Origin of the sequence: Paenibacillus sp. FSL H8-0048 (genome assembly GCF_038002825.1) — a bacterium.
Taxonomy (GTDB): domain Bacteria; phylum Bacillota; class Bacilli; order Paenibacillales; family Paenibacillaceae; genus Paenibacillus_AQ.
On the sequence record NZ_JBBODF010000001.1, the window covers coordinates 2614004 to 2626114 of the forward strand.

15 protein-coding genes and 1 tRNA gene are annotated in these 12111 nt (G+C 51.6%); 2 read left to right on the forward strand and 14 right to left on the reverse strand.

Annotation, left to right across the window (positions count from 1 at the left end; genetic code table 11):
- Window positions 1-36: 36 nt before the first annotated feature.
- The 8 genes from NSU18_RS11195 to NSU18_RS11230 all read right to left on the reverse strand — a co-directional run bounded on the left by NSU18_RS11195 (window position 37) and on the right by NSU18_RS11230 (window position 6851).
- Window positions 37-969 carry a peptidase U32 family protein gene (locus tag NSU18_RS11195; protein ID WP_341149031.1) on the reverse strand — a complete coding sequence of 311 codons (933 nt, stop codon included), beginning with the start codon at window positions 967-969 and terminating at the stop codon, window positions 37-39.
- A 47-nt stretch (window positions 970-1016) separates the two neighbouring features.
- A complete protein-coding gene (mltG, locus tag NSU18_RS11200; protein ID WP_341149032.1) occupies window positions 1017-2063 on the reverse strand; it encodes an endolytic transglycosylase MltG in 1047 nt (348 codons plus the stop codon).
- A 182-nt stretch (window positions 2064-2245) separates the two neighbouring features.
- Window positions 2246-2551, reverse strand: a complete 306-nt coding sequence (locus NSU18_RS11205) for a DUF1292 domain-containing protein (RefSeq protein WP_341019736.1) — start codon at window positions 2549-2551, stop codon at window positions 2246-2248.
- Window positions 2544-2852, reverse strand: a complete 309-nt coding sequence (locus NSU18_RS11210; RefSeq protein WP_036696606.1) for a DUF1292 domain-containing protein — start codon at window positions 2850-2852, stop codon at window positions 2544-2546. Before NSU18_RS11210 ends, NSU18_RS11205 begins: the two co-directional genes overlap by 8 nt.
- A gap of 13 nt (window positions 2853-2865) precedes the next feature.
- Entirely contained in the window at window positions 2866-3282 is a 417-nt protein-coding gene (gene ruvX / locus NSU18_RS11215; RefSeq protein WP_340757813.1) for a Holliday junction resolvase RuvX, read from the reverse strand.
- Window positions 3282-3557: an IreB family regulatory phosphoprotein gene (locus NSU18_RS11220; protein WP_036696603.1), complete on the reverse strand. Its 276-nt coding sequence runs from the start codon at window positions 3555-3557 to the stop codon at window positions 3282-3284. The genes ruvX and NSU18_RS11220 overlap by 1 nt, the downstream gene beginning before the upstream one ends.
- Before the next feature lie 337 nt (window positions 3558-3894).
- Window positions 3895-6528 (reverse strand): alanine--tRNA ligase, encoded by a 2634-nt coding sequence (gene alaS, locus NSU18_RS11225; RefSeq protein ID WP_341019735.1) that lies wholly within the window; start codon window positions 6526-6528, stop codon window positions 3895-3897.
- Between the two features lie 92 nt (window positions 6529-6620).
- Window positions 6621-6851, reverse strand: a complete 231-nt coding sequence (locus NSU18_RS11230) for a hypothetical protein (RefSeq protein WP_341149033.1) — start codon at window positions 6849-6851, stop codon at window positions 6621-6623.
- A gap of 133 nt (window positions 6852-6984) precedes the next feature.
- Between NSU18_RS11230 and NSU18_RS11235 the strand changes: the two genes are divergently transcribed.
- A tRNA-Pro gene (locus NSU18_RS11235) sits at window positions 6985-7061 on the forward strand.
- A 91-nt stretch (window positions 7062-7152) separates the two neighbouring features.
- Here NSU18_RS11235 and NSU18_RS11240 read toward each other — a convergent pair.
- From NSU18_RS11240 to NSU18_RS11255, 4 genes are all read right to left on the reverse strand, one after another.
- The gene (locus tag NSU18_RS11240) at window positions 7153-8028 is read right to left on the reverse strand and encodes a hypothetical protein (protein ID WP_341019733.1); all 876 of its coding nucleotides are present in this window, start codon (window positions 8026-8028) and stop codon (window positions 7153-7155) included.
- Window positions 8029-8039: 11 nt separating this feature from the next.
- Window positions 8040-8306 carry a type II toxin-antitoxin system RelE/ParE family toxin gene (locus NSU18_RS11245; RefSeq protein ID WP_341019732.1) on the reverse strand — a complete coding sequence of 89 codons (267 nt, stop codon included), beginning with the start codon at window positions 8304-8306 and terminating at the stop codon, window positions 8040-8042.
- Window positions 8306-8584, reverse strand: coding sequence for a hypothetical protein (locus NSU18_RS11250; RefSeq protein WP_341019731.1), 279 nt, complete (start codon window positions 8582-8584; stop codon window positions 8306-8308). Before NSU18_RS11250 ends, NSU18_RS11245 begins: the two co-directional genes overlap by 1 nt.
- Before the next feature lie 207 nt (window positions 8585-8791).
- On the reverse strand, window positions 8792-10207 hold the full coding sequence (locus NSU18_RS11255) for an MDR family MFS transporter (protein ID WP_341149034.1): 1416 nt from the start codon (window positions 10205-10207) through the stop codon (window positions 8792-8794).
- 113 nt (window positions 10208-10320) lie between these two features.
- On the opposite strand from NSU18_RS11255, the gene NSU18_RS11260 reads away from it, so the two are divergent.
- Window positions 10321-10914, forward strand: a complete 594-nt coding sequence (locus NSU18_RS11260; protein ID WP_341149035.1) for a TetR/AcrR family transcriptional regulator — start codon at window positions 10321-10323, stop codon at window positions 10912-10914.
- Between the two features lie 142 nt (window positions 10915-11056).
- Here NSU18_RS11260 and NSU18_RS11265 read toward each other — a convergent pair whose 3' ends face one another.
- Both NSU18_RS11265 and NSU18_RS11270 read right to left on the reverse strand, forming a co-directional pair.
- Window positions 11057-11614, reverse strand: coding sequence for an STM3941 family protein (locus tag NSU18_RS11265; protein ID WP_341149036.1), 558 nt, complete (start codon window positions 11612-11614; stop codon window positions 11057-11059).
- Between the two features lie 102 nt (window positions 11615-11716).
- On the reverse strand, window positions 11717-12109 hold the full coding sequence (locus NSU18_RS11270) for a hypothetical protein (RefSeq protein ID WP_341149037.1): 393 nt from the start codon (window positions 12107-12109) through the stop codon (window positions 11717-11719).
- Window positions 12110-12111 lie beyond the last annotated feature (2 nt).

Genomic DNA, 12111 nt, shown 5'->3' on the forward strand with positions numbered 1-12111 from the left:
ATAAACCTTACAAGAGCTGAGACAAAACCTTTTATATTAATATACCTGCTCTTTATAGAAGAAGCCGAACGAAAGCTCACGCTCAGGGTCCTGCAAAGCCCGGACCTCCTCCAGCCAAGACTCTTCGAATGCATATTCGGCGGGATCAGCGGCGTAGACGTCCATAGCATGACGGTAAGCCTTAACGACAGCCACATTATAAGCTACCGGCTTCAGCAATCCCTCTACCTTCAGGCTGTGTACGCCGGCTTTTAACAAGAAATGGAGATCCTCCAGAATGCAAATATCATCCGAGCTCATAATATGCGTGCCGTTCTCGTCTTCATAGATCGGGAACTTCTCATTCGGACGCTCCGCTTCAATCAGGAACAGCCCGCGCTCCTTCCCCAGGCTTCCGCTATCGCTCGGACGGCCCTGATGGGACATATAGCTTGCTACCAGCTTACGCTTGGAATGATAGATATTCGTCATCCCGTGTACCTGGACCTGGGCTTCCACCTCAAGGTTAGGGACCATCTCGGTCATCTCATCCATATTCAGCTCACGTGCCAGAACGACCCGCGAAGCTCCCTTGCGGCCCCAGTAATTGGCTGTAGCATAATTGGTTGAGGTCATTTCCGCATTCCAGTGCAGCTTCATTTCTGGCGCTTCAGCTTTGACAGCTGCCAGTACGGCAGGATCACCGAACTCTACCCCATCCACACCCAGCCCGCCGATGGCCTTCACATAAGCCGGAAGCTCCTCCAGCATAGTATTAGGAATCAGTCCATTGATGCTTACATATACCTTACCGCCCCGGGCATGTGCCAGCTTAACCACTGCGGCCGTGTCTTCAAGTGTAAAATGTCCGGCAAGACGCATGCCAAAGCGGTCATCGCCGACCAGCAGAGCACTCGCTCCTGCATCCAGCAGCGCTGCCGCTTCTTCCAGAGAAGCCGCTGTCGCCAGCAGCTCCGGTGTGTTATTCATTGTGTTACCTCCTGTGCGTTGCTCATCCTTACTATTGTAGCGGGTTCTTAAGGATTTTGTTTGCTTTTTTGAATATTGGCTAAATGTTCCTTGTAGGTTCTGGCAAATAAATGTCCCTGTGAGCCGTCCTTCTTAGTGACATAGAAGAAATAATCCGAGACTTCCGGCGTCATAGCTGCTTCAATCGACGCCAGCCCGGGACTGCTGATCGGTCCAGGCGGCAAGCCTGCCTGCTTATACGTATTATAAGGACTGTCTACCTTCAGATCCTTCTCATACAGCCGCTCTTTCTGCTTGTCCAGCAAGTACTGGACGGTAGCATCGATCTCCAGCTTCTGTCCCTTGTCCAGCCGGTTATAGATAATACCAGCCACCAGCGGACGTTCTTTGTCTACTACCACCTCACGCTCCACCAGTGAAGCTACGGTCAGCAGCTCATGCAGCGAGAGCCCGCGGTTCGCCAGCTTCGCCTTCCACTCAGGAATCGTATCCAGCTTCTTCACCAGCTGCTCCAGCATCGCCCCGATGACTTCCTGCGGAGTGCTGTCTTTAGCCAGTTCATAGGTCTCCGGGAAAAGATACCCCTCCAGCCGGTGGCGCAGCAGCGGATTGTCCGGAATCTCCAGCTTGCTTACAGCTTCTATTCCCTTACCGGAATCAATCAGCGCAAGAAAGACCTCCGGCTTCTGATTCCATGCAGCGGCCAGCTTTTCTGCCACCTGGACCGCAGTATACCCTTCAGGAATTGTAAACGTAACGGTAGCTTCCTTCACAACATCTCCGGCATTCAACCGGCTGATCAGCGTATCGTAGGAGTCGCCGGGGCTTACCTGATACGTGCCGGCCTTGAAGCTGGAGCCTTCCTGGACCCATTTCAGATATCCTTTGAAGAACAGGCTATGCTTAATAATGCCCTCTTGCTCAAGCAGGTCGGCAATTTGCGAGCTCCCCATACCCTTCTCTATTGTAACCGTTACGGCCGGCCCTGCGGGCTTGACCGGCTGCATTCCATTCCAGATGTACCATGCTCCCCCTCCTGCAGCTGCTGCCAGGACCAGAATGAAGATAAGCACGGTGCGGATCACGGCTTTCAAATGTTACGCCTCACTTTCCGACTATAAAGTATAAAATTGTATTGTCCAAAATTCAACCTATTTTTATAGCATAAGCTTTTTTCAGGCAAACGGAAAGATTATTCCGTCCCTCATAAGCAAAAAGAGCGCGGAAAAATTCCGCCCTCTTCCGTATCTGCCATACATGAAGTTGCTGCAGACGACTACTCGCTATCCGCAGGGAAGGTGAGCTCATCGTACAGCTCGGAAATATCCTCCCACTCTTCATCGTCCATAATGCTCTCCAGTTCCGGAAGTCCGTCCGGAGAAACTACGATGCGCAGAATTTCCTGCTCCGCAGCTCTTCCCGATCCGGCCAGAACGGCATAAGCACGGTCACCCACAGCAAATTCTGCAATAATATCGTAAACGGAAGACTTGCCCTGCTCATCCTCCAGTTCTACTGTTTCTCCATATACTTCCTTGAGCTTAGAAGTCCATACCGCCCCATCAGCGGAAAACTCAGTCATTCTCTGCTCCTCCATCCAGCTCGTCAACCAAAGTATTGAAGGTCTCCTCTACAATGGCCCACTCCTCGTCATTCTCAATCATGAAGAGCTGCAGATCGTCGCCGTCTTCCTCATAACGGAACGCGTAGACCTCATCTGTCTCCTCATCCTCGGAATCGAGCGGAACCACCATCATATACTTGGCATCCGATCCGTCCACTTCAAACTTCATGATGACCTCGAATTCCTCTTCATTACCTTCCTCATCAGGAATATAGATAATTTCCGGTTCCTCTTCTTGGCCGATCTGTTCGTTTGTCATATCCGCACACCCCTCACCTTTTACTGTTAGCATCCAAAAAATTTTGCAAAATCAGCGCTGCGGCCATTTTGTCCACCAGCCCCTTGCGTTTCTTCCGGCTGACGTCCCCGTCTATCAGCACCCGCTCAGCAGATACCGTCGTCAGACGCTCATCCCAAAGGTGTACGGGTAAATCGAGTTGCTCCCGCAGCTTATCTGCGAATTCGATGCAAATTTCACCACGGGGTCCTACGGAGCCGTTCATGTTCTTCGGCAGCCCGACAACAATCTCGCCGATTTCGTGCTCCTTGACCAGCTCACGGATGCGGTCGAACTCATTGCCGTTGCCGCGCCGCTCAATGGTCTCCAGAGACTGTGCTGTCCATCCGAAAATATCGCTTGTGGCGACACCGATTCTGCGGTCGCCGTAATCCAGTCCCAGCTTCTTCATCATTTGGGCTGGTCCACCCGATGATTGGCCAGATAGAAACGGACCAGTTCTTCGATCAGCTCATCACGCTCTTTCCTCCGGACCAAACTTCTCGCATTGTTGTGGCGTGGAATGTAAGCCGGATCTCCTGAGAGAAGATACCCTACGATCTGATTGATCGGATGATATTCTTTCTCCACCAGCGCGTCGTACACGGCGAGCAGTATTTCCTGGGGAGAGGCTTCCTTTTCGTCGCCCTTCACATTGAATTTGACCGTTTTGTCCATGGAGTCCATGTGGTGACACCTTCCTTCTGCAAAATCACCCTGGTTCAGGCGGCTTCGCAAAGTTGCTGCTGTACAGCTCACTTGCTGCCCTCATCATAACATATTCATGCCCCAACGAGGAAATCCTGCCATGGTTAAAGCGCTTTTTTTGGCATTTTGTCTACAAAAATAGATGTTTTTTTGGGTTTTAAGCTATTGCAAGCCCTGGGTCAATAATGAATAACCCCAAAAAATATACATTGTGTGAATAAAGCAGCGGCACCGAGGAAATGCCCTCAGCACCGCTGCTTTCCAACCCTTGATAGAAATCCACAGTTTCTTACAGACAAGAATTACCGCATACTGCTTATGCCTGTGCGGCTACCAGTTCCTCGGCCTTCTTCAGGGCTTCACCCAGCTTGGAAGCGTCCTTGCCTCCGGCCTGCGCCATATCCGGACGTCCGCCGCCGCCGCCGCCGCAGACTGCAGCGATCTCCTTCACCAGCTTGCCGGCATGGAAGCCCTTCTGGACCAGTTCCTGAGGCACGGCCACGACGAAGTTCACCTTGTCATCCATTGCAGCACCGAGCACCAGGATGGCCTGCGGAAGCTTGGACTTTAGTTCGTCTGCGGTCGAGCGCAAAGCATCAATATTGCCGGCTTGCACGGAGACCGCAAGAAGCTGCGTTCCTCCGCCTACTGTGATGACACTGCTGGTCAGCTCTGCTGCGAAGGTTGCGCTCAGCTTAGACTGGAGCGATTCATTCTCACGGCCCAGCTCGCGTACCTGGGCATGCAGAGCTTCAATCCGCTTCGGCACATCGGTCAGCGAAGATTTGAGCAGGGCTGCCGATTGCTTCAGCAGGTCCAGCTGACTCTCCGTGAACTGATAGGCGTAACGGCCAGTCACAGCTTCAATCCGGCGCACCCCGGAACCGATGCCGCTCTCGCTGAGCAGCTTGAAGATTCCGATCTGCGCTGTATTAGACACATGGCATCCGCCGCACAGCTCCAGGCTGTAGTCGCCGACTTGAACGACACGGACAACATTGCCGTATTTCTCTCCGAAGAGGGCCATCGCTCCCATGGCTTTGGCTTCATCTATCGGCTTATTCTCAATGACTACAGGAAGGCTGCGCCAGATCTGCGCGTTCACGCGCTGCTCGATATCGCTGAGCTCCTCTGGAGTGATCGCTCCAAAATGCGAGAAGTCAAACCTCAGGCGCGAGCCTTCTACTAAAGAGCCTGCCTGATTCACATGGCTGCCCAGCACCTCCTTCAGTGCCTTGTGCAGCAAGTGGGTGGCGGTATGGTTCTTCACGATATCCTCGCGCTCCGCCCGGTTCACTTCGGCACGGACGGTATCGCCGACCTTCAGATCGCCTGCCTCAACTGTAACCAGATGAACATGCTGGCCGTGCGGTGCTTTGAAGAGGCCGTTCACCTTAGCAGTCACCGATCCGCCGGTCAGAACGCCGGTGTCGCTGACTTGGCCGCCGCTCTCTGCATAGAACGGTGTTGACTCCAGGATCACCTGGCACTCGGCGCCTTCGCTTACTGTATCCTGAAGCGCGCCGTCTACCACAATCGCCAGCACCTTGGACTCTGTTACCGTGTCATTATATCCAACAAATTCACTTTTAACCGTAAGCTCAGCAAGTGCACCGCCCTGAATCTTCATGCTGGCGCTGTCCTGACGGGCTGCTCTGGCCCGGTCACGCTGCTCCTGCATCGCGGCATCGAAGCCTGCACGGTCTACGGCAAGCCCCTGCTCGGACGCGAAGTCCTCGGTCAGGTCAAACGGGAAGCCATACGTGTCATAGAGCTTGAATGCATCGGCACCGGCAATGGTACTCAGGCCGTCTGCTTTGGCTTTGGCGCTGATCTCCCCGAGAATCGCCAGACCATCGGACAACGTCTCATGGAAGCGTTCCTCTTCCAGACGGATGATCCGGGCGATATATTCACGGTTCTCGACCACGGAAGGATAATACACTCCCATAATCTCTCCAACCGTCTCAGTCAGCTCATGCAGGAACGGACGGTCCAGTCCCAGCGTCTTGCCGTAGCGAACGGCGCGGCGGAGCAGACGGCGGATAATATAGCCGCGCCCTTCATTGGAAGGAAGCACACCGTCACCCACTGCAAAGGTAACGGTACGTACATGGTCGGCAATGACTTTTAGCGCGATATCCTGTTCAACATTATCCTTGTAGGTTACTCCGGCAAGCCCGGCAGTCTTCTGGATAATCGGCTGGAACAGATCGGTATCGAAGTTGGAATCCACATCCTGGAGAATGGAAGCGAAGCGCTCCAGGCCTGCGCCGGTATCAATATTCTTGTTGGGAAGCGGCGTATAGCTGCCGTCCTTGTTATGGTTGAACTGCGAGAATACGAGGTTCCAGACCTCCAGCCAACGCTCATTCTCACCGCCCGGATACATCTCCGGATCACTCATATCACTGCCGTACGCTTCACCGCGGTCATAGAAAATCTCCGAGCACGGGCCGCACGGGCCTTCGCCGATATCCCAGAAGTTCTCGTCGCCCAGCTTGATGATGCGTTCTGCGGGCAGGCCGACCTTCTCATTCCACAGCTTGAACGCTTCTTCGTCCTCAGCATACACGGTCACGGAGATCCGGTCGCCGTCGAAGCCGATCCACTCCTTGCCGGTCAGAAATTCCCAGGCCCAGGTGATGGCCTCTTCCTTGAAGTAATCGCCGATGGAGAAGTTACCCAGCATCTCAAAGAATGTATGGTGGCGGCGCGTCTTGCCCACGTTCTCAATATCATTGGTGCGGATACATTTCTGCGAGTTCGTCAGGCGGGGATTCTCAGGAATCTCCCGGCCGTCGAAGTACGCCTTCAGCGGCGCCATACCTGCGTTAATCCACAGCAGCGAAGGATCATTGTGGGGCACGAGCGAGGCGCTCGGCTCAATCTTATGGTTCTTACTCTCAAAAAACTGCAGCCATTTGGAACGGATTTCACTTGCTTTCATCATGTACAGCTCCCGTCTCTTCATTAAATTAACAACAAAAAACGCCCCTGAATATATATTCAGGGACGATGATTATCGCGGTACCACCCTGGTTATCGCCTTGATCCGTGAACCACGGACACCTGCAGACGATCGCCTTGTGCGGCTGTTAACGGGTGCCCCCGGCGGGATTGTCCCCGCACTCCGAAATTAGCTTTCAGCCGGCCTGTCTCCCAGGTTCTCACACCCGATGCGGCAATCCGCAAAGGAACCTGTTCTCTGGTGAAGCCATTCTCCGGCGTACTTATTTTCATCAACGCTTTGTCCGATTTGCTTTTTAACATTTCAAGTATAGCCAGCGGGTGGATATCTGTCAATCACAGACCGTAATTTGCTGTAGCTGAGGCCGGTAATGCAATGAAAAAGGATGTTTACAGCGCTTACACACAGGCGTATAATTTATGTTATTCATAGCGTCGAGACGTAGCTCAGCTTGGTAGAGCGCTTGCTTCGGGAGTAAGAGGCCGCAGGTTCGAATCCTGTCGTCTCGACCATTTTTAATTAAGATTCGCAGCTTTGGGGCCGCGATTTTTTGGCGTGTATAAGAGCAAAGCACACTACCCATGATCTTTACGCATAATAAAGCTAAGAAAGCGATATTCGTGAATTTTCAACATCCTCATCAGGCAATTCACTTAATTCCATAAAATCGTATATGACTTCCCCTAATGATGTCAAAACAAGTATTTGTGGTAAAATATCTTCCCAAGAAGATATAGAATCAAACTCCCTTGATATCAACCTCTCCATAATATATTCTTTAGTGAACTCAATCGGAAATACATTAGTGGAAATTTGTTGTACAACACCTAGTTTGGAAAGATCAACTAATTCTTGCAATAATGCAATTTCCCTATATTCGGGAGAGTTCAAAACTTCGCTACGCAAATTCAATTTACAATACTGATTATCTTTAATTACAGCAATTAGGGCCAGTTGCCTATAAGTAAACCTTTCAATAATATTAAGTAATTGATTTGCCTCAGCAACACCTATTTCATTACTAAAAGCAATACTCACCATAACATTTGAAACATAAGGTATTTTCTTTTCTTCATGTTCTCGCTTACATTGCAGAAGTATCCCCTCAAAAATTTCCTCAGCACTTGAATTGTAAAGTCCCTGATTCTTAAAGAAATATTCATCTGTCCTTAATGTTTCACCATTATCTATTCTTTGTGCTATTTTTGTGATTACTGTAGAAGCAGATAACGCAACACGAAACTCTTCTCTAAAAGATAACTCTCTGTTAGCCATTTCTTCGAGTGTAGTTTCAATAGCAGTTCCAATAATTTCAGCACCAAATACGACAAAATGACCACCTGGTAGTAGTTTTAAAGCATCTTTAATAATAGCTCCACCCAACTTCGCACCAGTTCCCTCTAAAATACTCCTTATTTTCAAAATATCATTCCCTCTCATCCCTGAAATCTCAGTTTTAACAGAATCTACCTTGCTCAATTTGAAGATGCCTAATTCTGCCTTCCATGTTTAAAAGCAGTAATTATATATGTAGAGCCATCCTTAGATGGCTGGTAGGAAACAATATAACGATCAATACGAATATAGTAAGTATCTTTATAAGTTCTTGATGGAAACAGCTTTCCTGACCGAGTCACCTTTTCCTCAATACGCATGAAAAGTTTTAATTTATATTCTGCTGTTTCCTGTGGTGAGAAGTGGGTGCTCTCGATCTTGGAAAAGCTCTGCGCCGCACTCTTAGTCCAGACTACCTGCATCAAAGTTCTCCATTTCTTATCATCTCGATCATTTGCTTTGAAGAGATAATTGAACCATGAATAATATCCTGTTTGGACTCTTGGATCATTTGTGCGATTTCGGGATCAGCATCAAGCTCAGCAATTTGCGCAGCTGAAAGAGCATCTGAGTTGTCCTGATACTGGATTATTTCGGATACTTCATACTCCATGTCATTAATTACAATCACAGATTTCTGGCTGTCATTGATAAAGGAACGATACACTTTGCCGCTCTTATCCTTTAATTCCAGATACATACTCACCACCCCTTTGTTCAATATTATATCCTGAATTCAGATAAACGGATACAACCTCATGATATAGCCAAAAGCCCCCCGCCCATACTTCAGGAGCAAGAGGCTGTAGATTCAAATCCTGTCGTCTCATACTAGAGGTTGCTGCTTTTTGTATTTGACCATCACCGCTCTTGGGACTGACACAAAACCTGCCAGTGTGCAATTTGTCTATGATCTTCTTCCGGGCAGGAACGACGCCGGGATCAATGCTACCGCAGAGAAAGCGATCGTCCACATGAACGTATGATCGAAGGCTATAACCATAGCAGCCGGGTCATGAGACAGCACAGAATGAAGCTGATTCTGCAGAATGACTGCGATCACCGACACGCCAAAAGCACCGCCGATCTGCTGCATAATACGGGTGGTGCTGCTGGCGTGGGGAATCTGCCCCGAGGTCAGTCCCACATAGGCTGAAGCCATAACCGGCAGGAACACAGCGCCCAGGCCGGCCCCCCGCACCACCAATACCGCACTCAAAAAATAATAGCTGGTATCTGCACCAAGCTGCGTAAGCGGCCATGTACCAAGTAAGGTCAGAAGTGTTCCGGCCAGCACGACCGGCCGGGAACCGATCTGATCCGTCAGCTTGCCGGCCAGTTGTCTCGTCAGCAGCATTCCGATTCCCTGCGGAACCAGCAGCAAGCCGGAGATCAGCACAGATTCACCACGGACTTGCTGGAAATATAGCGGCAGGAGCAGCATCGCCGAGTAACTGGTCAGACCCGACAGGAACAGCAGCACCGAGGATACGGTTACGGAACGCACCCTGAACAGCCTGACATCCACCAAGGCTTTATTTCCTTTTCGCAGGGCATGAGTGACAAATAGAGCCAGAAGCAGGCCCCCGGACAGCACCGGAATGAGAACCGCAGCATGAGCGAACCCGTGGAGGGTACTGACTTCACCGAGGCCATAAATAATAAGTACAATGGCTGGAGATAAGAGCACCAGTCCCGTCAGATCCAGCCGCAGCGTCCGGGCGCTGCGTTCTTCCTTGGGCAGTCCCGTCCAGGCCATAATAATGGCCGCGATACAGAGCGGGATATTGACGAAGAAAATCCACCGCCAGCTCAGATGATTGATAATCAATCCCCCCAGCACCGGCCCCAGAATCGGCCCAAGCAACGCCGGAAGCGCTACGGTAGCCATCCTTTTCCCCATATTCTGCGCCCCTGAGGCCCGTACGGCCAGCGTCTGCATAACAGGCATCAGCAAGCCCCCGCCGATCCCCTGGATGACCCGGAAAAAAAGCAGGCTCTCCACGCTCCAGGCCATACTGCACAGCACTGAGCCGAGGAAGAACATTCCCAGTGAGAACAGCCACGTTCTCCGGCCTCCGAACCGCTCCACTGCCCAACCGGTCAACGGAATCACCATAGCAAGCGCCAGCAGATAACCGGTCATGACCCACTGGATGGTTGATACCGGCGCCTTAAATTCCTTGACAAGTGTGTCAATCGCCACATTGGTTATGGTCGTGTCGAACAGCGGGGCCATAATGCCAAGCATCAGAATCCACAGTAATTTGGTTGAGCCCGCCTGCTCTACCATTTCATGCACCTCAGCCGTTTGTTTGTTCAAGTTAATTCCCTCCCTAAGACCATAAATAAGAAACAAAAAGTTTCTTATTTTGTTATGATATACTATCCTCATACAAAACGCAATGATTATCATTCAAAGGAGTCTGAGACAGAATGTCTACTTCTGGGCAGCAGGATAAATTGAAAAGCAGACGCAGAGGGAAGGAGCTGGAGACGGCGATTCTGCAGGCCGTCCGTGAAGAACTGCAGGAGCAGGGATATGCTAACCTTACAATGGATGGAGTCGCAGAACGGTCGGGAACGAGCAAGGCAGTGCTGTACCGCCGCTGGGCTAACCGCGCAGAGCTTGTGCTGGCGGCGCTCCGGGAACGCGTACCCCTCCCGCTGGAGGAGGTGCCCGATACCGGCAACCTGCGCGATGATGTAATCGGGGTGCTGCGGGCAATGAACCATAATAATACACAAGCCATGATGAAGGCCTTGTACGGGCTGGTGACTGAATTAGGCGCTGTGCCGCTGGCCTCCCTGATCTTCCCCGACGGTCGTCAGAACCGGACGATGACCATTGTGCTTCAGCGGGCCGCGGACCGGGGCGAGGTAGCTCCCGAAGCCATTACGCCGCGGATGCTCACCTTGCCCTCGGATCTGGCCCGCCATGAGCTGATGCTGTACAACACCCCCATGACGGAGGAGACGATCGCGGGCATTGTGGACGAGGTGTACCTTCCCCTGGTGTTAAAGCGGTAATTCTTCGTTCACGGCGCTCAGTTGGACAAGCCGTCCACGACACAGAATGAATAGAAAGCCCAGAGTCTTCAAGGAAATTCCACCTTGAGACTCTGGGCTTGATCAGGTTACTGCTATCATCCTAGCCGCTCCAGCCGGACGTTTACCATTGCCCGGCCCATAGCCGTCTTCGAAGCTCCATCTCTTCATACACCTGCTCCAGGGACACCCCCATGGACTGGCCCGCAATATTTACGGGAGTGCCGACGAGACGCTGGTTGATGGCCATCAGCCAGCGTCTCCACCCGCGTTGCCGGGCCAGATAGGCCTTGGGATCGGTAAGGTAGATACAGATGTTTTTTTGCCCGGAGTAGCGGATCAGGCGGATATCGGAAATCTCCTCCCACATCAGCCGGCCTGCGGGAATAGCGGAAGACTGGTCATCAATTCCCTGGGCATCCACCACAATCAGCGGTGTGCGGCGCAGCAGCATGATAAGCAGAACCAGTGCCGACAGGCCAAACAGCACTGTGCAGACGATTCCCAGCGTGAGCAGAAGGATGGCGAGATCCGGCGTCACCCCTTGGGACCATACCAGAAATTGAATCCCCACTATCACAAAAAGCAGCGCTCCCGCAAGCATCAACAAGATTTTCACCCGTGAAGCTGCCACCACAAACGGCTGATAGCCTCCATCGTTATACCGCCGGTTATCCATCATATCCTTCCTCCTTCAGGTCCCTTCCGCGATCAGCGGGCACGGGCCGCTCCCTCTGTATATGTACATAGTGTCGGTAATATTATACGAAACTCTACCTATCGCTTACCTCGCCCGTGTGCATCTGAAACAAAGGGTACGCCGCACCAAGCTCCGGTATTTTGTTATTCCTGGCAGGAAAAGATGCTTGCGCTTTCGCACCTCCGCCGCACCAAGTATGGTCGGTTTTTCGACCTTATTTCGCCATCGCACCTCCGCCGCACCAAATGTAGTCGGTTTTTCGACCTTATCCGGACCTCGCAACTCCGCCGCGCCAAATGTAATCGGTTTTTCGACCTTATCCGGACCTCGCAACTCCACCGCGCCAAATGTAGTCGGTTTTTCGACCTTATCCGGCCCTCGCAACTCCGCCGCGCCAAATGTGGTCGGTTTTTCGACCTTATCCGGACCTCGCACCTCCGCCGCACCAAATGTGGTCGGTGAAATCAGCGAAGTCATCC